The 21,657-nt window shown below is 68.9% G+C and carries 25 protein-coding genes; 15 read left to right on the top strand and 10 right to left on the bottom strand.

Annotation, left to right across the window (positions count from 1 at the left end; genetic code table 11):
* Nucleotides 1-33 precede the first annotated feature (33 nt).
* On the top strand, nt 34-846 hold the full coding sequence (locus ACOZ4O_RS02695; protein ID WP_424523774.1) for a phosphatase PAP2 family protein: 813 nt from the start codon (nt 34-36) through the stop codon (nt 844-846).
* On the opposite strand, the gene ACOZ4O_RS02690 is transcribed toward ACOZ4O_RS02695, so the two are convergent.
* On the bottom strand, nt 843-2,030 hold the full coding sequence (locus tag ACOZ4O_RS02690) for an ATP-binding cassette domain-containing protein (protein ID WP_424523773.1): 1,188 nt from the start codon (nt 2,028-2,030) through the stop codon (nt 843-845). The genes ACOZ4O_RS02695 and ACOZ4O_RS02690 overlap by 4 nt on opposite strands.
* On the bottom strand, nt 2,027-3,148 hold the full coding sequence (gene btuC / locus ACOZ4O_RS02685; protein ID WP_424523772.1) for a vitamin B12 ABC transporter permease BtuC: 1,122 nt from the start codon (nt 3,146-3,148) through the stop codon (nt 2,027-2,029). The genes ACOZ4O_RS02690 and btuC overlap by 4 nt, the downstream gene beginning before the upstream one ends.
* 60 nt (nt 3,149-3,208) lie before the next feature.
* Between btuC and ACOZ4O_RS02680 the strand changes: the two genes are divergently transcribed.
* The 5 genes from ACOZ4O_RS02680 to ACOZ4O_RS02660 all read left to right on the top strand — a co-directional run bounded on the left by ACOZ4O_RS02680 (nt 3,209) and on the right by ACOZ4O_RS02660 (nt 6,148).
* Nucleotides 3,209-4,354, top strand: a complete 1,146-nt coding sequence (locus tag ACOZ4O_RS02680) for a PGF-CTERM-anchored ABC transporter substrate-binding protein (protein ID WP_424523771.1) — start codon at nt 3,209-3,211, stop codon at nt 4,352-4,354.
* A gap of 40 nt (nt 4,355-4,394) precedes the next feature.
* On the top strand, nt 4,395-4,676 hold the full coding sequence (srp19, locus tag ACOZ4O_RS02675; RefSeq protein WP_424523770.1) for a signal recognition particle subunit SRP19: 282 nt from the start codon (nt 4,395-4,397) through the stop codon (nt 4,674-4,676).
* On the top strand, nt 4,676-4,903 hold the full coding sequence (locus ACOZ4O_RS02670) for an H/ACA ribonucleoprotein complex subunit GAR1 (protein ID WP_424523769.1): 228 nt from the start codon (nt 4,676-4,678) through the stop codon (nt 4,901-4,903). Before srp19 ends, ACOZ4O_RS02670 begins: the two co-directional genes overlap by 1 nt.
* Nucleotides 4,904-4,942: 39 nt before the next feature.
* Nucleotides 4,943-5,848 carry a presenilin family intramembrane aspartyl protease PSH gene (locus ACOZ4O_RS02665; RefSeq protein WP_424523768.1) on the top strand — a complete coding sequence of 302 codons (906 nt, stop codon included), beginning with the start codon at nt 4,943-4,945 and terminating at the stop codon, nt 5,846-5,848.
* A 96-nt stretch (nt 5,849-5,944) separates the two neighbouring features.
* Nucleotides 5,945-6,148 (top strand): hypothetical protein, encoded by a 204-nt coding sequence (locus tag ACOZ4O_RS02660; protein WP_424523767.1) that lies wholly within the window; start codon nt 5,945-5,947, stop codon nt 6,146-6,148.
* Here ACOZ4O_RS02660 and ACOZ4O_RS02655 read toward each other — a convergent pair whose 3' ends face one another.
* The 4 genes from ACOZ4O_RS02655 to ACOZ4O_RS02640 all read right to left on the bottom strand — a co-directional run bounded on the left by ACOZ4O_RS02655 (nt 6,149) and on the right by ACOZ4O_RS02640 (nt 8,544).
* A complete protein-coding gene (locus ACOZ4O_RS02655) occupies nt 6,149-7,147 on the bottom strand; it encodes an ornithine cyclodeaminase family protein (protein ID WP_424523766.1) in 999 nt (332 codons plus the stop codon).
* 40 nt (nt 7,148-7,187) lie between these two features.
* The gene (locus ACOZ4O_RS02650; protein ID WP_424523765.1) at nt 7,188-7,457 is read right to left on the bottom strand and encodes a hypothetical protein; all 270 of its coding nucleotides are present in this window, start codon (nt 7,455-7,457) and stop codon (nt 7,188-7,190) included.
* 81 nt (nt 7,458-7,538) lie between these two features.
* The gene (locus tag ACOZ4O_RS02645) at nt 7,539-7,952 is read right to left on the bottom strand and encodes a DUF3054 domain-containing protein (protein WP_424523764.1); all 414 of its coding nucleotides are present in this window, start codon (nt 7,950-7,952) and stop codon (nt 7,539-7,541) included.
* Nucleotides 7,953-7,974: 22 nt separating this feature from the next.
* Entirely contained in the window at nt 7,975-8,544 is a 570-nt protein-coding gene (locus ACOZ4O_RS02640; RefSeq protein ID WP_424523763.1) for a class I SAM-dependent methyltransferase, read from the bottom strand.
* Nucleotides 8,545-8,597: 53 nt separating this feature from the next.
* Between ACOZ4O_RS02640 and ACOZ4O_RS02635 the strand changes: the two genes are divergently transcribed.
* Genes ACOZ4O_RS02635 through fen form a run of 3 tightly spaced genes read left to right on the top strand, consistent with a single transcriptional unit; the run spans nt 8,598 to nt 10,387 of the window.
* Nucleotides 8,598-9,119: a GNAT family N-acetyltransferase gene (locus ACOZ4O_RS02635; RefSeq protein WP_424523762.1), complete on the top strand. Its 522-nt coding sequence runs from the start codon at nt 8,598-8,600 to the stop codon at nt 9,117-9,119.
* 27 nt (nt 9,120-9,146) lie between these two features.
* Nucleotides 9,147-9,356 (top strand): hypothetical protein, encoded by a 210-nt coding sequence (locus ACOZ4O_RS02630; RefSeq protein ID WP_424523761.1) that lies wholly within the window; start codon nt 9,147-9,149, stop codon nt 9,354-9,356.
* 47 nt (nt 9,357-9,403) lie between these two features.
* Complete coding sequence (gene fen, locus ACOZ4O_RS02625) at nt 9,404-10,387, top strand: flap endonuclease-1 (protein WP_424523760.1); 984 nt, start codon at nt 9,404-9,406, stop codon at nt 10,385-10,387.
* Here the strand turns inward: fen and ACOZ4O_RS02620 are convergent.
* Nucleotides 10,384-11,376, bottom strand: a complete 993-nt coding sequence (locus ACOZ4O_RS02620) for a hypothetical protein (RefSeq protein WP_424523759.1) — start codon at nt 11,374-11,376, stop codon at nt 10,384-10,386. The genes fen and ACOZ4O_RS02620 overlap by 4 nt on opposite strands.
* A gap of 96 nt (nt 11,377-11,472) precedes the next feature.
* On the opposite strand from ACOZ4O_RS02620, the gene ACOZ4O_RS02615 reads away from it, so the two are divergent.
* From ACOZ4O_RS02615 to ACOZ4O_RS02595, 5 genes are read left to right on the top strand one after another with little or no spacing between them, the layout of a single operon-like run.
* Entirely contained in the window at nt 11,473-11,718 is a 246-nt protein-coding gene (locus ACOZ4O_RS02615) for a BolA family protein (protein WP_424523758.1), read from the top strand.
* 53 nt (nt 11,719-11,771) lie between these two features.
* Nucleotides 11,772-12,200 (top strand): hypothetical protein, encoded by a 429-nt coding sequence (locus ACOZ4O_RS02610; RefSeq protein ID WP_424523757.1) that lies wholly within the window; start codon nt 11,772-11,774, stop codon nt 12,198-12,200.
* A 60-nt stretch (nt 12,201-12,260) separates the two neighbouring features.
* Complete coding sequence (locus tag ACOZ4O_RS02605) at nt 12,261-13,667, top strand: class II fumarate hydratase (protein ID WP_424523756.1); 1,407 nt, start codon at nt 12,261-12,263, stop codon at nt 13,665-13,667.
* Between the two features lie 34 nt (nt 13,668-13,701).
* Nucleotides 13,702-14,178, top strand: coding sequence for a PH domain-containing protein (locus tag ACOZ4O_RS02600; protein ID WP_424523755.1), 477 nt, complete (start codon nt 13,702-13,704; stop codon nt 14,176-14,178).
* Nucleotides 14,175-15,623 (top strand): PH domain-containing protein, encoded by a 1,449-nt coding sequence (locus ACOZ4O_RS02595; protein ID WP_424523754.1) that lies wholly within the window; start codon nt 14,175-14,177, stop codon nt 15,621-15,623. Before ACOZ4O_RS02600 ends, ACOZ4O_RS02595 begins: the two co-directional genes overlap by 4 nt.
* A 24-nt stretch (nt 15,624-15,647) precedes the next feature.
* Here the strand turns inward: ACOZ4O_RS02595 and ACOZ4O_RS02590 are convergent, their stop codons facing one another.
* Complete coding sequence (locus ACOZ4O_RS02590) at nt 15,648-16,874, bottom strand: MFS transporter (RefSeq protein WP_424523753.1); 1,227 nt, start codon at nt 16,872-16,874, stop codon at nt 15,648-15,650.
* Nucleotides 16,875-16,945: 71 nt separating this feature from the next.
* Complete coding sequence (katG, locus tag ACOZ4O_RS02585) at nt 16,946-19,108, bottom strand: catalase/peroxidase HPI (protein ID WP_424523752.1); 2,163 nt, start codon at nt 19,106-19,108, stop codon at nt 16,946-16,948.
* 268 nt (nt 19,109-19,376) lie between these two features.
* Here katG and ACOZ4O_RS02580 point away from each other — a divergent pair, with 268 nt between their 5' ends.
* Entirely contained in the window at nt 19,377-21,401 is a 2,025-nt protein-coding gene (locus ACOZ4O_RS02580; RefSeq protein ID WP_424523751.1) for a GAF domain-containing protein, read from the top strand.
* Here ACOZ4O_RS02580 and ACOZ4O_RS02575 read toward each other — a convergent pair.
* Nucleotides 21,398-21,646, bottom strand: coding sequence for a HalX domain-containing protein (locus ACOZ4O_RS02575; RefSeq protein WP_424526138.1), 249 nt, complete (start codon nt 21,644-21,646; stop codon nt 21,398-21,400). The genes ACOZ4O_RS02580 and ACOZ4O_RS02575 overlap by 4 nt on opposite strands.
* Nucleotides 21,647-21,657 lie beyond the last annotated feature (11 nt).

The following is a 21,657-nucleotide window of genomic DNA, read 5'->3' as shown; positions in this document are numbered from 1 at the left end:
ATATCTGTCGGGCCGCCCTCCCACGAGTAACGGATGCTCCCGCTCTCGCCCGCGGACGAGTACCTCGTCGCTGTCACCGCGGCGACGGCGCTCGGTCTCCTGTTCGCCGCGGCCGTCCTCCTCCCGCGGCGGCCGACGTGGTACGTTCGCGAGTTCCTCCGGACCGACTGGAAGTACCTCGGGGTCGCCTGGCTCGTCGCCGACCGCCTCCCCTCGCTCGCCGAGGCGAACCACGTCGCCCGGACGTACACGGACGCCGTCTACGCGTTGGACGGCGGACTGGTAGCCGGAGTTCAGTCGGTCGCCAGCCCGCCGCTCACGTGGGCGCTCGCCGGGTTCTACCTCGTCGTCTTCCCCGTGCTCGTTCCCCTGACGTACCTCGTCCTGAAGTCGTACGCGTCCGAGCGGGCGGCGCGCCGATACGCCGTCTCCTACGTCCTCGTCGTCCTGCTCGCCACGCCGTTCTTCCTCCTCACGCCGGTCTCCATCCCCGCGCTCTACCCGCCCGCGAACGTCGACCCGCTCGTGTTCGTCACGCCCGAAGTCGAGGCGGGAATGCTCGCGACGGACTCGATGCTGAAAGCGTTCCCGAGCCTCCACACCGGCCTCTCGGTGCTCGCGGCGCTGTACGCCCGGAAGACGACCCGCGGGTACGCGCGCGCCGCGGGCGCGGCCGCCGCCGTCATCGTCGTCTCGACGGTCTACCTCGGAATGCATTGGCCCGTAGACGCCGCCGCCGGTGGCGTTCTCGCCGGCGTCGCGTACGTGCTCGGCCACCGGATTCCGCCGGAGTCCGTGCTGCCGTTCCCCGGCTACCACAGAATCGTCGCCCGGCTCCGCGACTAATCGGTTCGGACGCCGGTCGCTCCGGGGCGGCTCGGTTCGCCGTTGCGCACCGCGGCGACGACTTGGTCGGCGGGCGCGTGCGGCGCGTCGAGCGCGGTCGTCTCGCCCGCGACGAGCACGCGGCCCGCCAGCAGTTCGCGGTTCCGCCCGAGACCGAGTGCGTCGCTCGAAACGACGGTCGCGTCCGCCTCGGCGACGAGCGCGCGGGCGTCCTCGAACGCGTCGCCGTCGACGCTCGCGAACGGCTCGACGGTCACGCAGTCCGCGGCGAGCGCGCGCGCCGCCCGATGGTCGGCGTCCCCGGCGACGACGGGGCCGGCCGTCACGCGGAAGCCGGCGTCCGCGAGCTGCCGGACGAGCGCGGCCGCCGTCCCGCCGCCCCCGAGCACGTGCACGGTCTCCGGGCGGTCGTCGGCGCGTTCGGAGAGCGGCGTCACCGAGGGCGACCCCGTGACCGGGTTCTCGCTCACCGCGGTGCGCGCGTCGAACGCCTCCCGGAGCGTCCCCGTCGTCAACACGTCCTCGGGCGGGCCGTACGCGAGAACGCCGCCCTCTGAGAGCACGAGCAGCGCGTCGCAGTACCGGGCGGCGAGGTCGAGGTCGTGGATGGCCGCGAGCGCCGTTCGCCCCTCGGCGACGAGGCCGGAGACGAGGTCCAGCGTGCGTATCTGGTGGTTCACGTCGAGGCCGGCGGTCGGTTCGTCGAGCAGGAGAATCGGGGCGTCCTGCGCGAGCGCGCGAGCGAGGAGTACGCGCTTTCGCTCCCCGCCGCTCACCGCGGTGATGGAGCGCTCCGCGAACTGCGCGACTTCCGTGCGTTCCATCGCCTGCTCGACGATGTCCGGGTCGGGGTCAGCGCCGAACCGCGCCTGGTGGGGGTGGCGTCCCATCTCCACCACGTCGCGGACGGTGAAGTCGAAGGAGATGGTGGTCTCTTGGGGGACGACGGCGATGCGCTTGCTCGCTGCGCGGGAGGAGAGGTCGTGGACGGCGGTATCGCCCGCGTACACGGTTCCGGCGTCCGGCGTCAAACCGCCGGTGATGGTTCGGAGGAGCGTCGTCTTCCCCGCGCCGTTCGGGCCGACGAGGCCGACGAGCGACCCCTCCTCGACGGTGGCGGTCACGCCGTCCAACACCCGGAGGTCGCCGAAGGACTGCTCGATGGCGTCGATATCGAGTCTCACAGCTCGTGCACCTCGCGTTTCCGGAGGAGGTAGAGGAAGAAGGGCGCGCCGAGGAAGGACGTGATGACGCCGACGGGGAGGCCGCCGCCGAACACGCCGGTGACGCCGAGCGCGCCCAGCGGGAGCCCGTCTACGCCGACGCGGGCGAGTGTGTCGGCGAGCACGAGGAAGGTCGCGCCGGCGAATGCGCTCGTCGGGAGGAGAATCCGGTGGTCGGGGCCGACGACGAGGCGGAGGACGTGCGGGACGATAAGCCCCACAAACCCGATGACGCCGGCGTACATGACGGCCGCGCCGGTGACGACGCTGGCGACGGCGAGCAGGAGGCGTTTGGTGCGTTCGACTTCGACGCCGAGCGAGTGGGCGTCCTCCTCGCTGAGGAGGAGGAGGTTGAGTTCGCGGCTGTACCCGTAGAGGACGAGGCCGCCGAGCAACGCGACGGGGACGACGAGGGAGACTTCGCTCCAGTCGGTGTCGGCGAGGCTGCCCATGAGCCAGTGGATGGCGCGCTGGAGGCTGTGCTGGTCGGAGCGCACCATCAGGAGACTCACGACGGACCCGAGGAAGGTCTGGACGGCGACGCCGGCGAGGAGGAGGGTGGCGACGGGCGTGTGGCCGTTCTGGGTGGCGATGAGGTAGACGAAGAAGGCGGCGGCGAGCGCGCCGATGAACGCCGCGGCGGGGATGCCGCCGGGGACGGTGAGCGGGAGGACGATGAGGGCGACGGCGGCGGCCGCGGCGCCGGAGGAGACGCCGATGATGGAGGGGTCGGCCATCGGGTTCCGGAAGAAGCCCTGCATGACGGTGCCGGCGACGGCGAGCGCGAACCCGACCGCGGCGCCGAGGACGATGCGGGGGAGGCGGAGGTTCACGACGACGAACGGGTAGGGGTCGGGGACGTCGAAGTGGAAGACGTGCGCCCACGTCACGTCGAGGAATGGGAAGCCGGCGGTGGCGGTGACGCCGGCGGGGACGACGACCGCGTTCAGGATGGCCTGCGCGACCTCGGCGGGCGGGATGGATATCGGACCGAGGGTCGCGCTTGCGACGATGCTCGCCACTGTGAGGGCGGCGAGGGCGAGCGTCGCGGAGACGACTCTGGCGCGGGCGGCAGGCATACGAGAACAACCAGGGTTGGGTTAGGTAAATATTTATTGAACAAGCGTGGACGGGATGACGTGCACAGACGCCTCTTCACCGTAGTGCTGGTCGTACTGCTCGCAACCGCGGGCGTTCCGGCCCTCGGCGGCACCGTCGCCGCCCAGGACGACGCCACGAACGCCACGTGTGGCTATCCGTTCACCGCGACGGACGCCACCGGAACCGACGTCACAGTCTCCGATGAACCCGAGCGCGTCGTCGTCGTCGGTGCCAGCGGCACCCAGACGATGTGGGAAATCGGCGCGCGCGAGAAGGTCGTCGGCATCTGGAAGAGCCCCTACACGACCTACCTCGACGGCGCCGCGGACGTGCCGAACGTCGCGACCGACTTCGGGTACGCGAACGTCGAGAAAGTGCTCGCACAGGACCCCGACCTCGTCCTGCTCGCGAACATCCAAGAGGACAGCGCTGCCGAAAAACTCCGGCAGAACGGCACGACCGTCTTCAAGTTCGACGCCGCCACGAGCTTCCAGGACATCTACGAGAAGACCCGGCTCACCGGCAAGCTCGTCGGGAACTGTGAAGGCGCGAACGAGACTGTGACGTGGATGCAGAACCAGGTGCAAAAAGTGAAAGCCGCGACCGACGAGGTCGAGGCGAAGTCGATGCACTACCCGATGGGGAGCGGATACGCGCCCGGCCCCACGTCGTTCATCACGGACATCATGAACACCGCCGGCGCGCACAACATCATCCTCAACGGTGACTTCTCCGGCGCGACCGCGAGCGGCGTCTCCGGCGAGTTCGTCCTCCAGCAGAACCCCGAGTGGCTGCTCGCGAGCTACACGCCCGCGATGGTGAACGAGACGCCCACCGGAACCGAAGCCCTCGAATCCGTCGCGACGGACGCCCTCAAGCAGACGCAGGCCTACCAGAACGGGAACATTGTCGTCGTGAACGGTAACTACCTCAGCCAGCCCGCCCCCCGCGTCGTCTACCCGCTCGTGAACATCACGAAGGCCCTCCACCCCGACGCGTGGGAGTCCGTGAACAGCACGACGACCACGACGACTTCGTCCGGCACGATGACCGGACCAAGCACGACGACTACGAGCGCAGCGACCACGACGACCACCAACGCCGAAGGTAGCACGCCCGGGTTCGGCGTGCTCGCCGCACTCGCCGCACTCGCCGGCGCGCTCGTCGTCGCCCGCCGTCGCTAGGTTCAACAGGGTTTAACCGCCCCGTCGACTTCGTTTTCGTATGGTCGAGAACGTCATCTATCCCGCCTACCTCGACAGCGAGTGCTCGCGCACCGAGGGGCGGCGGGTCCCCGAGAGCCTCGCGGTCCCCGACCCGACCGTCGACGAGATAGCGAAGGCCGTTGGACAGGTCGGGTACGACGCCGTCATCGAACGAGACAAGGCGTACAGTCGGGAGAGCTGGCGCGAACGCGGCCGCGTGCTCGTCGAGAACGCCGACGACGCCGGGAAGTCCGACCTCCTGCAGGCCGTCGGCGCGTACGTCACGGCGCTCCGCGAGTAATGCGGCGCGCAGGCACCGTCACCAGGACCGCGCAAGGCCTCGCCATCGTCCGCTGCGAGGACGACGACCACCCCGACATCGGCGCGACCGTCGTCGACTCCTCGCTGGACGACGTGGGTCGCGTCGTGGACGTGTTCGGTCCGACCGACCGCCCCTACCTCGCGGTCACGCCGACGGGCGACGCCCACCTCCCCGCGCTCCTCGGGGAGACACTCTACCTGCGATAAGTCGGAACGACGAAAACCCCCGGCCGTCTCTGTGCCGACATGAAGCAGCGCACGCGTGCCCTCCTCGCGGGTGCAGCGACCGTCCTCCTCTTCGTGCTCGTCCAGGCGGGCGCGCTCGCGCTCGTCGAGCCCTTCGAACGCTACCAGACCATCGAGGACCCCACGAACCCGCTCAACAGCGTCCTCTACATCGGCCTGCTGCTCGTCGCGACCGCCGTGATGCTCGCCGTCATCAAGTACGGCAAACAGCAAGCCATCCGGTACGTCATCATCGCCACCGGCGCGCTCGTCACCTACTACGTGTTCAGCGTCGTCGGCGGAGCACTCGCCGGCGGCGGCGCGGCCGCGCTCGTCGTGCTCGGCCTGCTCGTCTACCCCGAGTGGTACGTCATCGACGCCACCGGCGTCGTCATGGGCATGGGCGCGGCAGCCCTGTTCGGCGTGAGTTTCGGCGTCCTCCCCGCGCTCATCCTGCTCGTCGGCCTCGCCGTCTACGACGCCATCAGCGTCTACCGCACCAAACACATGCTCACGCTCGCCGAGGGCGTGATGGACCTCAACGTCCCCATCCTCTTCGTCGTCCCCACCCGCCTCGACTACTCCTTCCGGGACGACAGCACGCCCGGCGCCGCCGGCGACGACGATGACGGCGAACGCGACGCCCTCTTCATCGGACTGGGCGACGCCGTCATGCCGACGATTCTCGTCGCGAGCGCCGCGTTCTTCCTCGACGCCGACGCCATCCTCGGCGTCCCCATCCCCGCTCTCACCGCCGCCGCCGGAACCCTCGTCGGCCTCGTCGTCCTCCTCCGCGAGGTTTTGGCGGGCGAAGCGCACGCCGGCCTCCCACTGCTCAACGGCGGCGCCATCCTCGGCTACCTCGTCGGCGCGCTGTTCGCCGGCGTTCCTCTCGATGTCGCGCTCGGCATCGCGGACTACCTCTAGGACTCATCCTCGCCACTTTCCAGTCTGGACAGCGCGCTCCCGGTCGCGCTGTAGTCGGCGACGAGGTTTTTGTGTCCTCGCCTCCTACATAGAAACATGAAGTCCCGAATCAACAGGGCCGTGAGTCGTGCGAAGTACGCAGCCATCGGTGCCGCCGTCGGCGCCGGGCTCGGCGGACTGCTCGGTCGGAACACCGCCAGCACGGGCGGCGCGGTCGGCGGCCTCGTCGGCGCCATCGTCGGCGAGAAGAGCGTCGGCGTGATAGAGCGCGTCGACCGCGTCCGCGGCCGCGACGAGTAGTTACTCCCCCGTCAGCGCTTCGCTCGCGGGCGAGATATCGATGGTCGTTCCGCGACCCGCTTCTTCCGCGCGCTCGTACAATAGGTAGGCAGCGGCGGCCGTCTCGATACCGGTGCCGCCGGAGTCGAACACCGTGATTTCGTCGTCGCTCGTCCGACCGTCGGCGGTCCCGGCGATGACGTCACCCAGTTCGGCGTGGATGTGGTCCTCAGTGACAACGCCTTCATCGAGCGCGTGGAGGAACGAGCCGGCGTCCTTCGTCGCGCGGTCGCGGAGGTCGGGCACGTAGGTCGCGCGCTCGATGGTCGTCGCGTCGAGTTCGCGCTTGTTCGGGTTGTACTGCCCCATCGCGGTGACGTGCGTCCCGGGTTCGAGGTGGTCGCCGTCGAACACCGGTTCGGCGGCGTTCGTCGCGGTGATGACGATGTCCGCCTCCTCGATGGCTGCGTCCGGGGACGCGACCGCGGCCACGGACGCGTCGAGTGCGGTGTTCATCTCACCCGCGAACTCTTCTCTGTGTTCCTTGGTCGGGGAGTACACCCAGACGGTTTCGAGGTCGCGGACGGTGGCGGTGCAGCGGAGCTGGCCGCGCGCCTGCGCGCCGCTCCCGATGACCGCGACGGAGGTGGCGTCGTGGCGCGCGAGCGCGTCCACGCCCACCGCGCCCGTCGCACCGGTCTTGAAGGGATTCATGCTCGCGCCGTCGATGAGCGCGAGCGGTTCGCCGGAGTCGGCGTCGAACAGCGGCGTCATGAACCACGCGTCGCGCTCGCCGAACCCCGCGCTGTACATGTAGCCGCCCATCGCGCCCGTGTCCGGGAGGACGGCGGCGTACGTCGTGAACATCCCGGGCGGGTCGCCGTTCACGAGTTTCGTGCGCGGTTCGGCGGGCGCGCCCTCGCCGCGCTGGCGGTAGGCGTCTCGCACGGCCTCGACGTAGTCTGCGGGTGTCGCGAGGTCGGATACGTCGTCGCTCGCGAGGTAGCGTGCGTCAGTCACGTCTGCGAGTTCGCGCGGCGGGAGGAAAAGCGTTGAGGGACTATTCGGCGTCGACGGGCGCGTTCATCGCACCGGAGACGTTCTGTGCGGCGGGCGCTCCGGTGGCGGGCGTCGTGGCGGGCGCGTCCGGCGTGGACGTGCTGTCGACGGGGCCGTTGACGAAGAGGGCGTGACCGACGAGCGCGACGCCAACGAGGCCTGCGGCGGTGACGGCGGTGGTGAGGGAGAAACCGGAGAAGCTGAAGCCGCCGATGGTACCCAGGAACGCGAGCGGGATGATGCCGAGGATGACGTCGTAATACTCACTCATAATATGATGTATACTATGCGAGATAGTCATATAAGTGTTTCCCACAGGTGAAGCGTGGCTAATCGATTACTGACCCATAACTTATGAGTCGAGCACGGTTGTCGCGGCCACTCGCCACGCCAGCAGGAACAACGCCCCGAACGTCGCCGTGACCGCGAAGAACACCGGGGACGCGTCACCCGGGAAAAACGCCGTACTCCGCAGGAGTTGCCCGATGACGTCCGCGACGAGCCAGCCGCCGACCGTCGCGCCGCCAAGGCGAAGCCACGAGTCGGTCACGCGCCCGCCGTACGCGCCAAGCGCCCACGACCCCACCAGCCAGCCCGCGAGGAACGGCACCGCCGCACCCGCGAGCTGGACCGCAAGGTCGCCCGCCTGCGACGGCTGGAAGAGGAACGGATTGTGCTGGTACTCGCCCACAGTCACGAACGCGAACACCGCGAGCACGTCGCCCGCGGCGAACCGCCGAACCGTCCGCCGGTCGAACTCGAACATACCTCGCGCTTCGACGCCCTCCCTATTCGCTCCTCTGCTCTCGAACGCCCGCCACCGTGTACGCGAACCCGCGCTCGACGACGTGCGCCGCGAATCCCGCGTCCGCCAGCAGATTCTGAAGAGCGTCCGGCGCGTAGAACGTGGAGTCGAACCGAATCGCGTGCTCGGCCGCTTCGAGCAGCCGTCCCCGAACTGTCGATGGGTCGAACTCGCGAACCACGAGCACGCCGCCCGGACGGAGGACGCGCGCGGCCTCGGAGAGCGCCGCGGGAACGTCCGGGAAGTGGTGGAGCGCGTCCACGACCACTGCCGCGTCCGCGGCGTCCGACCGAACCGGGAGCGCGCCTACGTCGCCCTGAACTACGGGAAGGTCGTCCGCAGCAGCGCGTTCGAGCATTCCGCGGGAGGCGTCCACGACGGTCGCCCCGCCGAGCGCGCGAGCGGCCCGCCCGGTTCCGCCGCCGAGGTCGAGCACGCGCTCCACGTCCCGCTCGGCGTTCGCGAGGCCGGCCGTGAGCGGCGCGCGCTCCGCAGCCGGCATCACCAAGTCGTACACCGGCGCGAACGCGTCGAAGTACGGAACGTCGTGCACACCCGTGGAGTCGCGGGCGTGCGACATAAGCGTCCGCCGCCCCAGCCACGAGCATGGAGTTCGACGTCCTCGGCTGGCCCGCCGATGAACCCACGCTGCGCCTCGACTGGCAGCGCTTCGCGTACGCCGGGAAGTTCGTCATGTCGAACACGGGGAAAGCGGTCGCGCGCGACGACGGCGACGTGGTGGGCGCGGTGTCGTTCAACGCCGACCGAACCGACGACTCTGTGGGGTGGCTGCGGTACGTCACCGTCCGCGAGGACTACCGCGGCCGCGGAATCGGCCCGCGGCTCTGCGCGTTCGCGACAGACCGCCTGCACGAGCGTTTTCCCACCGTCCACATCGCCGTCAACAATCCGTTCGCGTACCACGCGCTCCACAAGGCCGGGTTCGGCTGGACGGGCGACCGAACCGGGCTCGCGGAACTCGTGCTCGCGCATCCCGCGCCCGCAGACGCCGATTACCGCGCCGGCCTCCGCGCGTACCGGGAGCGCGACCTCGCCGACGAGGAAGCCGCGTTCGTCGCGGAGAAACTCGACGCCGGCGCGCCCGACCCGCGGGAACCGCCAGCCTGAAGCGCGCGCTCACCCCTACCACCACGCATGAACCCCGTCTTCCTCGTGCTCGGCGTGCTCGCGCTCGCCACGGGCACCGCGGCGCTCCTGAAACCGGACCTCGTCTTCCGGCCCGAGAACGCGATGTACGACGGCGACGACGACCTCACCGACCGCGAAGCCGTGCTCGTCCAGCGCGGCGCGGGCGCTGCCACCATCCTCGTCGGCCTCGTCCTCCTCGCCGTCGGCCTCCGCTGACTGGGGCGTGACGAAGCCTTAACGTCGAACGCGTCTAAGCACGAGTAATGGGACTCTCGGACCTGCGGCAGCTCGCCGCCATCGAGGAAGTCGCGGTCGCCGACCTCGACGGGGACGCGGTCGCCGTGGACGCGCACAACTGGCTCTACAAGTACCTCACCACGACCGTGAAGTGGACGAGCGACTCCGTCTACACCACGAGCCAGGGGACCGAGGTGGCGAACCTCCTCGGGGTCGTGAAGGGGCTCCCGAAGTTCTTCGAGAACGACCTCACGCCCGTGTTCGTCTGGGACGGCGGCGTCACCGAACTCAAGGACGACGAAATCGCGGAGCGCCGCGAACAACGCGAGAAGTACGAGGAACAACTGGAAGAAGCGCGCGAGGCGGGGGACGCGGTCGCGGTCGCGCGCCTCGAATCCCGGACGCAGCGGCTCACCGACACGATTCACGAGACCACGCGCGACCTGCTCGACATCCTCGGCGTGCCGCAAGTCGAAGCGCCTGCGGAGGGCGAGGCGCAGGCCGCGTACATGGCCCGCGTGGACGACGACATCGATTACGCGGGGAGCGACGACTACGACACGGTGCTGTTCGGCGCGCCGTACACGCTCCGCCAACTCACCTCGAAGGGCGACCCCGAACTGATGGACTTCCAGGCCACGCTCAACGAGCACGACATCACGTGGGAGCAACTCGTGGACATCGCCATCCTCTGCGGCACCGACTTCAACGACGGCATCAGCGGCTACGGCCCGAAGACCGCCCTGAAGTCCGTGAAGGAACACGGCGACCTCTGGGGCGTCCTCGACGCCGACGACGCGTACATCGAGCACGCGGACCGCATCCGCACCCTCTTCCTCGACCCGGACGTGACCGACGACTACGCGCTCGACCTCGACGTCGACCCGGACGTGAGCGCCGCCCGCGACTACGTCTGCGAGGAGTGGGAGATACCCGCGAGCGAGGTCGAAACCGCGTTCGACCGTATCGAGGAGTCGATGGTGCAGACGGGCCTCGACCAGTGGACTTAGGCGAGCGCTAGCCCGCCGAGGAGGACTGTTCCGACGGCGACCATCACGAGCCCGGAGAGCTGCTGGAGGGCGACCCGCCACGGCTTCGGTTCCACGCGCTCGCCGCCCCGTGTTCCGATGAGGTCGAGCGCGAGGTCGAGGCGTTCGAGGCCGCGCGGGAACGCGAGCGCCGGAATACCGACCGCGACGAGGAGGATGCCGAGTGCGCCGACCGAACCAGCGAACTGGACTGGGGCGACGGCCGGAACGAGGAAGCACGCGCCCGCGACAGCGGCGACGGTGCCGGCGCGCCGCGACGACACGCCGAACGCGGTCTGCCAGGACCGCCACCAGACGACCGCGGTCCACGCAGCGGTCGCGGCGACGAGCGCGAGCCAGACGGGTGAGTTCGGCGTCAGCGCGTCGGCGGCGAGCGAGCGCGCCGCCTCGATGCTCGCCGGCGTGAGAGTCGCCGTCTCCATTTCGACGAGGAGCGGGCGCGCGGCGTAGCGGAGCGCGGCCGGCACGAGTCCGATGGCCGTGACGGCGAGAACGACCGAGAACCGCACGCGGTCGTCGTAGTCGTCCGCCGTCGCTCCGCCGATGAGCAAGTGAATGAGGCCGCTCACGACCGCCCAGACCGCGAACGGAACGAGGAACGCGGCGAACACGAGGTCTGATATCGTGTCCGCGGCGTAGCTGGCGAGCGGTTGCTGGACGGTCGCGGGTTCGTTTTTGCACGTTTCGTGGTGGTACTCGTAGAAGAAGTCGCCGGGCGACTGCGCGTCCTCACAGACTGTCTCGGCCGGCCGTGCGGGGTTGTCAATCTGGACGCTTCCGGTAGTCGCGTCGGCGACGACGCCGGACGCGTACAGCACGCCCGCGGCGTTCAGCGCGCACAACAGGACGACGACGGCGAGGCCCACGCGGAACGGCACCGAGCGCGAATCGCCGAACATCGCTCGTGGCCGGACGAGCGCGCGGAGGACGCGTCGGAGGGCTTCGAGCATGTCCGGGTCGATTCGATGGACTGTCAAAAATCCGTGTGATTCGCCGCGGGGTTCCACGACCGGGCGGTTTTTCCTCGCGACCTTCCTTCTGCCTCCATGGACCTCTCCGAAATCGAGGCGCTCATCGAGTCGAACATCGAGGACGCGGACGCGGAGGTCTCGCGCACGCGCGGCCCGCAGGACGACGACCACCTCGGCGCGGTGGTGGTGTCGCCCGCGTTCGAGGGGCTCTCTCTCGTGGACCAACACCAGCTGGTGTACGACGCGCTCGACGGGAAGATGACGCGGGACATCCACGCGCTGGAACTGAAGACCTACACTCCCGAAGAGTACGACGCGTAGCCTGGTGTCAGCGGGCCGCCATTCCTTTGTCGCGTCGCGTGCTATCACGAGTCATGGCCGAGACGACCTACGTCCATCGCGACGACTTCGGCGAGCGCCTGGTGGACCGACTCCACGACCGGGTCGGCGAGACGCTGCGGTCGGTCGTCGCGTACACCACGGACGAGTACGCGCTCTGGTACCTCCGGGAGGACGTGGAACACCGGTACACGCCCGAAGACGTGGCGGCCGCCGTCGAGGAGATGCGTCTCGAAACCCTCCACCGCGACTACATCAACGACGTGTTCGCGGAGCGCTGCGGCGACCTCCGCTGCAGCATCACCTACTTCACCGAATCCGTCGAGATGAACTTCCCCATCTCCGAGGGCGAAGGACTCGCCATCTCCGTCGACGAACACCACTTCACCGAACAGACCGACCTCGTGAAGAACGTCACCACGTTCCTCGACGAGGAAGCCAGCTCCGAGTTCTTCGAACCGTAGGCCGCGGCGAGCGCGCGCGGTTCCGGTGGGTTTTACGCTGTCCGCGACGACCCCCCGCGTATGGCAGACGATTACCGCGTCGAGGAGGACAGTCTCGGAGAGATGGAGGTGCCGGCGGACGCGTACTGGGGCGCGCAAACCCAGCGCGCGGTGGAGAACTTCCCCATCAGCGGAGAGACGTTCAAGCCGCGGTTCGTGCACGCGCTTGGCGTCGTGAAGAAGGCGGCGGCGCAGGCGAACCGCGACCTCGGAACGATTCCCGAGGACAAAGCTGACGCTATCATCGAGGCCGCGGAGGAGGTCATCGCGGGCGAGCACGACGACCAGTTCCCCGTGGACGTGTTCCAGACCGGGTCCGGTACCTCGTCGAACATGAACGCGAACGAGGTCATCGCGAACCGCGCGACCGAGATTTACGGCGGCGAAATCGGGACGCGCGAGATTCACCCGAACGACCACGTGAACTTCGGGCAGTCCTCGAACGACGTGATTCCGACCGCGATGCACGTCGCCGCGCTTTCGGCGCTCGTGGAGGACGTCCAGCCCGCGCTCGAAACGCTCGTGAGCGAACTCGAAGCGAAAGAAGACGAGTTCGACGACATCGTGAAGACGGGGCGCACGCACCTGCAGGACGCGACGCCCGTCCGCCTCGGCCAGGAGTTCGGCGGGTATCGCGCGCAGATAGAGAAGGGCCTGGCGCGCGTGGAGAACGTGAAGCCGCACCTGCGCGAACTCGCGCTCGGCGGGACCGCGGTCGGCACGGGGCTCAACACGCACCCCGAGTTCCCGACGACCGCCGCGGACTACATCAGCGAGGAGACGGGTATCCAGTTCCGCGAGGCGGACAACCACTTCGAGGCGCAGGCCGCACACGACGCGATGAGCGAGGCGCACGGCGCGCTCAAGACCGTCGCCGGCAGCCTGAACAAGATAGCGAACGACCTCCGCCTGCTCGCAAGCGGCCCCCGGAACGGCCTCGGCGAACTCGAACAGCCGGAGAACCAGCCCGGCTCGTCCATCATGCCCGGGAAGATAAACCCGGTCGTCGCTGAAGCCGTGAACCAGGTGCACAAGCAGGTCGTCGGGAACGACGCCGCGGTCGGCGCGGGCGCCGCGGAGGGCCAGATCGACCTGAACCTCTACAAGCCGATTCTCGCGCAGAACTTCCTCGACTCCGCGGCGCTCGTCGCGAACGGGAGCGAGACGTTCGCCACGAAGTTCGTCGCGAAACTCGAAGCGAACGAGGAGCACTGCGAGACCCAAGTCGAGCAGTCGATGGCGCTCGCCACCGCGCTCAATCCCGCAATCGGCTACGACAAGGCGAGCGAGGTCGCGAAGGCCGCGCTCAAGGAGGACAAGACGGTGCGGGAGGTCGTGCTCGAACGCGGCTACCTCACCGAGGAGGAGGCGGACGAAGTGCTCGACCCGGAGGCGATGACGCACCGCGTCATCCTCGGCGACGACTAGAGGCTTTTTCACCGCAGGCGTTCCCCCAACTGATATGGAACGCCTGAATCCCCGCGTGCGACTCGTCTGGGCGGTCGGCGCGCTCGTCACCGCGCTCGTTCTCGGCGGTATCGTTGCCGGCATCGCGCTGTTCGCGGACACGAGCGACTTCCCGTGGTTCACGCCGCTCTACGGCGTCGCCGTCTTCCTGCTCGTCGGCGCTATCGGCGTCGTGTTCGCTGTGCTCCGGTACAGGGTCTTCCGGTTCGAAGTCCGCGAGGACACGCTGTTCCTCCAGCGCGGCGTCATCACGCGAGTGCGGACTGTCGTCCCGTACGTCCGCGTCCAGCACGTCGACACCCAGCGCGGCCCCCTCGAACGACTCGTCGGCCTCTCCTCGGTCGTCGTCTACACCGCCGGAAGCCGCGGCGCGGACGTCTCGATTCCCGGACTGACGCCGGAGCGCGCCGACGAACTGCAGGCGTCGCTTCGCGAACTCGCAATCGAGAGCGAACCCGAGGACGCAGTATGAAACTCCACCCGTTCAGCGTCCCGTACCGCGTCGTCGACCGCGGCGTACGGTTCGGCTGGGCGGCCGTCATCGGCGTCGCCGCGACCTCCGGCGGCACGTTCGCCGAGTTCTGGCCGTTCGTCCTCGTCGGCGCGGTCGCGCTCGCCGTCCTCGTGCTCGCCTACCAGTACGCCTACTACCAGCGGTTCTCGTACGAGCTCGCGGGCGACACGCTCGACATCGACTCCGGCGTGCTCAGCCGCCGCGAGCGCGAAATCCCCCTGCGTCGCGTGCAGAACGTGGACGTGACGCGGAACGTCCTCCAGCGCGCGCTCGGCATCGCCACGCTCAGCGTCGAAACCGCTGGCGGCGGGAGCACCGAGGCGAAACTGGAGTGCGTGAGCGCCGAGGAAGCGGAACGCCTCCAGACCGAAATACGCCGCCTGAAAGCCGGCGAAACCGCCGACACCGAGGGCGAAGACATGGGGGACGTTCTGTACGAACTGGACGACCGGTCGCTGCTCGCGTACAGCTTCCTCTCCTTCGACGCGCGGGTCGCGTCCGGCCTCGCCGTCCTCTTTCCCCTCCTCGGTCCCGTCATCGCGACGCTCGGGTTCAGCGACGCCGCGTCAGGCCTCGGCGCCGCGCTCCTCGTCTTCGTGGTCGGCGTCGGCGCACTCGCCGTCCTCCTCGCGCTCTGGATCGCGAGCGCGGCAATCCGGTTCGTTCGGTTCTACGGCTTCCGCTTGCGTCGGGAGGGCGACGACCTCCGGTACGAGCGCGGCCTCCTCAAGCGCTACACGGGCACGATTCCGCTCGACAAACTCCAGTCCGTCTCCCTCACCGAGAACGTCCTGATGCGCCGCGTCGGCTACGCCACGCTCGCGGTCGAGACCGCCGGGTACGCGCCCGGCGACACGCCCTCCGGCGGCTCCGAAGCGGCCGTGCCGTTCGCGCCCAGAGAGGACGCGCTGGCGCTCGCGCGCACCCTCGAACCGTTCGACGAGGTCGCGGTCGAACGCCCGCCCCGGCGCGCCCGTCGGCGATACATCGGCCGATACGGCATCCTCGCCGGCATCGTCACCGCGTCCGCGTTCGCCGCGAGCACTCTCTGGGGGCTGCCCTACTGGTGGCTCTCCCTCCTCCTGTTCCCGGTCGCGGTCGCCGGTGGCCACTACCGCTGGCTCCACCTCGGCCACGCGGAAGGCGACGAGTACGCCGTCACCCGCGGCGGGTTCTGGTCGCGCTCCACCACGGTCGTCCCCTACTACCGCCTCCAGACCGTCATCGAATCCCAGTCTATCTTCCAGCGACGCTGGGGGCTCGCGTCCGTCGTGTACGACACTGCCGGAAGCAGACGGCTCACGGGCGGCGACGCCACCGCACACGACATCGAAGAAGAGACCGCCCGCAGTCTCGTCGAGCGCGCGGTCAACCGCCTCCGCGCGACGCTCGGCAGACAGTAACCGGCAGACGGACCCTTTCTTCTTTTACCGTGTCGCGCCGAGGCGCTGGAAGCAGACCGCGGCGCACGCGGTCAGCACGCCGAGCACGAGGAATGACTCGTCGAAGAGGTCGGCGTCCGCCATCGCGCCGACGAACGCCGACCCGGTCGCGCTCACGAGGAAGAAACACGTCCGCAGGAACCCCCAGGACGCGCCCTGCGCGTCCGTCGGGAGCGCCGCGATGACCGAGGAGTTCGCGACCGGCGCGATACCCATTCGCGTGCCGAGGAGGAAGGAGAGCACCGCCCACGCCGCGAGCGAGTCGACGAACGGCACCGCGAACAGCGTGAGCGCGCCGAATCCTGCGGCGACGACGAGCACGGGCACGGTACCGTATCGGTCGGAGAGCGACCCCGCGGCGAGCTGGGTGAGACCGCCGCCGACGAACAGCAGCGCGAACACGCCGGAAGCGACGCCCTGCCCGATTCCCTCCACGTCCACGAGGTAGGTCGGGAGGAACGCGGTCAGTCCCTGGAACGCGAACAGGTAGAACGTCAATCCGAGGATGGCGAGCACCACGTCGCGGTCGCGGACGGCGTCCGGAACGCGGCGGACCGCCTCCCGGAGCGTGAACGTCGGGCCGGTGTCGATGGTAGTCTCCGCGTACTCGTCGATCGGCTCCGGAAGGACGCGGTAGGCGAGCACGGAAACGGCGAGGAACAGCGGGACCGCGCCGCCGACGAGCATGCGCCACCCGAGTTCGTCCACCGCGACGCCCGCGACCAGCGGGAGGACGGCGGAGCCGAAACTCCCCGCGGCGAGCGTGATGCCGAACGCCGCGCCCGCGCGAGCCGGGAACGCCCGCGAGAGCGCGGTGCCGCGCGCCGGCCCGTAGAACCCGGAGCCGATGCCGAACAGCGCCGCGCCCACGAGGAACACCGCGAACACTGGTGCGCTCGCGAGGAACGCCAGGCTCGCGGCGCTCATCGCGAGACTCCCCGCGAGCGCCGTTCGCTCCCCGATGCGGTCCGTGATGAGGCCAGCGGGGAACTGCGTGAGCGCGTAGAACGCCCACACCACCGTCACCGCGATACCCGCCGTCGCGTTGTCCACGACGAACGTCTCCTTCACCTGCGGAATGACTGCGGGAACGAGGAAGCGCAGGCCGAGCGTGAGCAGCCAGCCGGACGCGATGCTCGCGAGAATCCAGCCGCGGCCGTCGCCACGCAGTCCCCGGACCGACTCGACGATTCGACGACGAACCTCTGACACGAGTAGTGAGAAACGAACCGCAGATAAGAAACCCCTGAAAGACGGCAGGGGTGGCCGGTGCTTGCGTCGCGCTATTCGAGGTCGAAGCGGTCGGCCCGCATGACCTTACTCCACGCCGTGGCGAAGTCCTCCACGAACTTCTCCTCCGCGTCGTCAGCCGCGTACACGTCGGCGTGCGCGCGGAGACGGGCGTTCGAGCCGAAGATGAGGTCGAAGCGCGTGGCCTCCCAGACCTTCTCGCCGGTGTCGCGCTCGAAGCCCTCGAACACTTCCTCGTCCTCAGTGACGGGCTCCCACTCGTAGTCCATGTCGAGGAGGTTCGCGAAGAAGTCGTTCGTGAGCGTGCCCGGGTCGTCCGTGAAGACGCCGCGGTCGGTGTCGTCGTAGGTCGCGCCGAGCGCGCGCATCCCGCCGACGAGCACCGTCAGCTCCGGCACGGAGAGGTTGAGGAGTTCGGCCTTATCGACCATGCGCTCCTCGAGACTGCCGTAGAAGTCGTTGAAGTCGCCGTCGCCGATGTAGTTCCGGAAGCCGTCCGCCTTCGGCTTCAGCGGCTCGAAGGAGTCGGCGTCCGTCTGCTCGGCGCTCGCGTCCGTGCGTCCGGGTTCGAACGGCACGTCGATGTCGTAGCCGGCGTCGGCCGCGGCCTGTTCGACGGCGACGTTCCCGCCGAGGACGATGAGGTCCGCGAGCGAGACGCGCACGTCGTCGTCACGCGACTCGTTGAACTCGGCCTGGATGTCCTCGTAGGTGTCGAGCGCGTCCGCGAGCCGCTCGGGCTCGTTGACCTCCCAGTTCTTCTGGGGTTCGAGGCGGACGCGCGCGCCGTTCGCGCCGCCGCGCTTGTCGCTGTCTCGGTACGTCGAGGCGGACGCCCACGCGGTCTTCACGAGCTGCGAGCGCTCGATGTCCGCGTCGAGAATCGCGGCTTCGAGCTCCGCGATTTCGTCCTCGCCGACGATGTCGTAGTCGGCGTCCGGAATCGGGTCCTGCCAGACGAACTCCTCGTCCGGCACTTCGGGGCCGAGGTAGCGCTCCGGCGGGCCCATGTCGCGGTGAAGGAGTTTATACCAGGCACGCGAGAACGCCGCCTGGAACTCGTCGGGGTTCTCCTTGAAGTTCTCGAGGACCTCGCGGTAGTCGTCGTCGCGCTTCAGCGCGACGTCCGTCGTGAGCATCATCGGCTCCTCGGACTCGTCGAAGTCCTGCGCGTCCGGGGCCTTCTCGATGTCCTCGCGCTCTTCCTCGGTGGCCGGCTGCCACTGCCACGCGCCACCGGGGCCCTTGTGCGGCTCCCACTCGTACTCGAGGAGGTTGTCGACGTAGCCCGTGTCCCACATCGTCGGCGTGGAGTTCCACGGCCCCTCGATGCCGCTCGTGATCATGCCGGCTTTCTCGAAGTCGTGGTCCCAGCCGAGGCCCTGCTGGTCGATGGGCGCGGACTCGGGGTCGGGGCCGACTTCCGTCTCGTCGTCGGCGCCGTGGACCTTCCCGAACGTGTGGCCGCCGGCGATGAGCGCGACGGTCTCCTCGTCGTCCATCGCCATGCGGTCGAACTCCTCGCGGATGTTCGCCGCGGACCCTTCGACGTCCGGTTCGCCGTACGGGCCCTCGGGGTTCACGTAGATGAGCCCCATCACGGTGTTCGCGAGCGGGTCCTTGAGGTCGCCGACCTCGCCGTCCTCGAAGCGCTCGGGCGACGTGGTCTCCCACTCGGTCTCGGGACCCCACTCGACGGCCTCGTTGGACTTGTACTCGTCCACGCGGCCGCCCGCGAAGCCGTACGTCTCGAAGCCCATCGATTCGAGCGCGACGTTCCCCGCGAGCACGATGAGGTCGCCCCACGAGAGCTGTCGGCCGTACTTGTGCTTCACCGGCTGGAGGAGGCGGCGGGCCTTGTCGAGGTTGACGTTGTCCGGCCAGCTACTCTCCGGCGGGAGGCGCTGGAGCGCGCCGGACGCGCCCGCGCGGCCGTCGAGCGTGCGGTAGGTACCGGCGCTGTGCCACGCCATCCGGATGAACAGCGGGCCGTAGTGGCCGTAGTCAGCGGGCCACCACTCCTGCGAGTCCGTCATCACGTCGGCGATATCGGACTTCACTTCGTCGAGGTCGAGCTTCTCGAACTCCTCGGCGTAATCGAAGTCCTCGCCGTAGGGGTCGAGTTCCGCGGCGTTGTCGTCGAGGATGTCGAGTCGGAGCAGGTGCGGCCACCAGTCCTGATTGGACCACGTCATTCGTCGGCCACCTCGCCGTCGAACGCCAGCTCGTCACGTACAGCCGTTCCGGGATTGGATGCGTCTTCCATTGTTGTCCGTCACATGAGTACTGAGCAGATATCTTGATAAATCCACCGATGGTATTCCCATTTCCAACTTTTGAATTCGCTAATAGCCCACAATTCTTCTCGAAATACAAACTGGGTGTGTCTGGTCGCTCGGCCGTTCGACGCCACACGTGCTGGGGGCCACCGGATATATGTCCACGCATCTACTCGGTAGCGGTATGTCACCGGCGCCGACCGTTCGCCCCCGCGTCCTCTGGGTCGCGTCGAACGAGGGGGAGGAGGCCGGCCGCGTCGCCGACCGAACCGACCGCTTCGAGGTGGGCCGGAGCACGCCCGCCGACGCCATGGACCGCCTCGCCGCCGGCGAGTACAGCGCAGTCGTCGCCGACGCAGACCGCGACCGCGAGGGACTCAGCGTCCTCCGCGCCGTCCGCGACCGCCACGACGCCCTCCCGCTTGTCCTCCTCACGTCCGCCGACGCCGACGCCGATATCGCGCGGTCGGCCGCCCGCGCCGGCGTCACCGCCACCCAACCCGCCGGCGACCCGGACGCACTCGCCGCCCGACTCGAAACCCTCCTCGACACCTACGAGGGCGGCGACCGACACTCCCACGAGCACGCCGTCTCCGTGCTCGCCGACCTCAACGACGTGGTCTACCGCGTCGTCGACGCCGCCTTCCGACAGAGCACCCGCCGGGACATCACCGCGCTCGTCTGCCGGGAAATCGCCGCCACCGACTCCTACCGGTTCGCGTGGGTCGCGGAACGCGACGAGAGTGACGACACCCGCGTCACCGCGGAGGCGAACACGGACGGGTACACGGACGACATCGACCTCCGCCTCGACGCCCCGCCCGCGGAACGCGGCCCCACCGCCAGCGCGTTCCACACCGGCGACGTCAACGTCGTCGACGACACGCTCACCGACGACGCGTTCGCCGAGTGGCGCGACCGCGCCCGCGAACACGGCGTCCGGTCGTCCGCCGCCGTCCCCATCCGGACGGACGACGAGACGTACGGCGTACTCAACGTCTACTCGCAGCGCCCGCATGCGTTCGCCGACCGGGAACGCGAAGCGCTCTCGCGGCTCGGCCAGCTCGTCGCAAACGCCATCGCCGCGGTCGAACGCCGCCACCGCTACGAGACGCTCGTCCGAAACCTCCCGAACGGCGCTATCGCCCTGTTCGACGACGATAAACGCTGCCTCACCGTCGGCGGCGAAGCCTTCGCCGACAGGGAAGACATCGACACGGACACGGTCGAAGGCACCCGAGTGGACGACCTCGACATCGTGCCGGCGGCGTTCCGAACCTGGTGGGAGGACGCCATCGACGACGCCATCGACGGCGAGCGCGTGGGCGGGGAAGTCGAAACGAGCAACGGCGTCTCCCGCGTCCAAGTCCTGCCCGTGCACGCGGGCGGGAGCGTGGAGAGCGCGCTCGCACTCACGCAGGACATCACCGAACGCAAGACCCGGCAGCGACAAGTCGAAGCCGAACGCGAACGTCTCGAGTTCCTCAACCGCCTCATCCGCCACAACCTCCTCAACGGCCTGAACGTCATCAACGCGCGCTGCCAACTCCTCGCGTCCGCCGTGAACGACCCGGACGCGGCCGAGCACGTCGAACACATCCGGAACCGGGGCGCGGACCTCGCCGAACTCATTGAGCAGATGCGGCCGCTCATGGACGCCATCGTCGGGGACGCCGACCACTCGCTGCGCCGCGTGTCGCTCACGGACGTGCTGGAGACGAAGCTCTCGCTCGCCGCGGAGATGCATCCGGACGCACGGTTCCACGCCGACCTTCCCGAGGACGTGTCCGTGCTCGGCGACGAACTGCTCGGCGAGGTGTTCGAGAACGTCTTCGACAACGCCGTCACCCACAACGACGCCGACACCCCGGTCGTCGAGGTGACCGTGACGGAGACCACGACGACCACGACCGTGACCGACGACGACGTCCACGTCCCCGACCCCGACCGCACGTACGCCGGCGACGAGGTCGAGTGTCCCGCCGTCACGGTCGCGGTCGCCGACAACGGCCCCGGCATCCCCGAAGACGAACGCGAGGGCGTGCTCGAAACCGGCGTCTCACAGCTCAGCGAACCCGGGAGCGGGTTCGGCCTCTATCTCGTGAAACAGATGCTGCAGTCGTACGGCGGCGGCATCGAAATCCGGGAGAACGAGCCGCGCGGCACCGTGTTCGAACTGACGTTCCTCGCCGAGCACCCCGAGCGCTAGACGAGGCGACTGTCGCGTTCGAGGTCGGCGACGTACGAGCGCAGGAATTCGGCGTCCGCGTCCGAGAGCCGGTCGATAGCCTCCGTCGCCGCCGGCCGTACGTCCTCGAGGCGTTCTTCGAGGGCGGCGTACGCGTCCGATTCTGTGAGTTGCTCCCGTGAGTGCGTGGCTTCGAGTTCGGAGAGACGAACGAGCACGCTCACGTACTCGCGGACACTGTCGGGGTACGCGTGCTGTCGCTTCAGGGTCGCGACGA

The sequence above is a fragment of the Salarchaeum japonicum genome (assembly GCF_049705945.1).
Taxonomy (GTDB): Archaea; Halobacteriota; Halobacteria; order Halobacteriales; family Halobacteriaceae; genus Salarchaeum; species Salarchaeum japonicum_A.
The sequence above is the reverse complement of the archived record's forward strand: the minus strand, read 5'-3'. Positions and strand labels throughout refer to the sequence as shown.

Bases quoted from the DNA above. Each gene is read 5' to 3' on its own strand.
- ACOZ4O_RS02600 (WP_424523755.1), top strand. From the start codon at position 13,702: ATGGAACGCCTGAATCCCCGCGTGCGACTCGTCTGGGCGGTCGGCGCG.
- ACOZ4O_RS02645 (WP_424523764.1), bottom strand. From the start codon at position 7,952: ATGTTCGAGTTCGACCGGCGGACGGTTCGGCGGTTCGCCGCGGGCGAC.
- fen (WP_424523760.1), top strand. From the start codon at position 9,404: ATGGGACTCTCGGACCTGCGGCAGCTCGCCGCCATCGAGGAAGTCGCG.
- ACOZ4O_RS02670 (WP_424523769.1), top strand. From the start codon at position 4,676: ATGCGGCGCGCAGGCACCGTCACCAGGACCGCGCAAGGCCTCGCCATC.
- ACOZ4O_RS02635 (WP_424523762.1), top strand. From the start codon at position 8,598: ATGGAGTTCGACGTCCTCGGCTGGCCCGCCGATGAACCCACGCTGCGC.
- ACOZ4O_RS02605 (WP_424523756.1), top strand. From the start codon at position 12,261: ATGGCAGACGATTACCGCGTCGAGGAGGACAGTCTCGGAGAGATGGAG.
- ACOZ4O_RS02595 (WP_424523754.1), top strand. From the start codon at position 14,175: ATGAAACTCCACCCGTTCAGCGTCCCGTACCGCGTCGTCGACCGCGGC.
- srp19 (WP_424523770.1), top strand. From the start codon at position 4,395: ATGGTCGAGAACGTCATCTATCCCGCCTACCTCGACAGCGAGTGCTCG.
- ACOZ4O_RS02580 (WP_424523751.1), top strand. From the start codon at position 19,377: ATGTCACCGGCGCCGACCGTTCGCCCCCGCGTCCTCTGGGTCGCGTCG.
- ACOZ4O_RS02650 (WP_424523765.1), bottom strand. From the start codon at position 7,457: ATGAGTGAGTATTACGACGTCATCCTCGGCATCATCCCGCTCGCGTTC.
- ACOZ4O_RS02620 (WP_424523759.1), bottom strand. From the start codon at position 11,376: ATGCTCGAAGCCCTCCGACGCGTCCTCCGCGCGCTCGTCCGGCCACGA.
- ACOZ4O_RS02695 (WP_424523774.1), top strand. From the start codon at position 34: ATGCTCCCGCTCTCGCCCGCGGACGAGTACCTCGTCGCTGTCACCGCG.
- ACOZ4O_RS02630 (WP_424523761.1), top strand. From the start codon at position 9,147: ATGAACCCCGTCTTCCTCGTGCTCGGCGTGCTCGCGCTCGCCACGGGC.
- ACOZ4O_RS02665 (WP_424523768.1), top strand. From the start codon at position 4,943: ATGAAGCAGCGCACGCGTGCCCTCCTCGCGGGTGCAGCGACCGTCCTC.
- ACOZ4O_RS02660 (WP_424523767.1), top strand. From the start codon at position 5,945: ATGAAGTCCCGAATCAACAGGGCCGTGAGTCGTGCGAAGTACGCAGCC.
- ACOZ4O_RS02610 (WP_424523757.1), top strand. From the start codon at position 11,772: ATGGCCGAGACGACCTACGTCCATCGCGACGACTTCGGCGAGCGCCTG.
- ACOZ4O_RS02615 (WP_424523758.1), top strand. From the start codon at position 11,473: ATGGACCTCTCCGAAATCGAGGCGCTCATCGAGTCGAACATCGAGGAC.
- katG (WP_424523752.1), bottom strand. From the start codon at position 19,108: ATGACGTGGTCCAATCAGGACTGGTGGCCGCACCTGCTCCGACTCGAC.
- btuC (WP_424523772.1), bottom strand. From the start codon at position 3,148: ATGCCTGCCGCCCGCGCCAGAGTCGTCTCCGCGACGCTCGCCCTCGCC.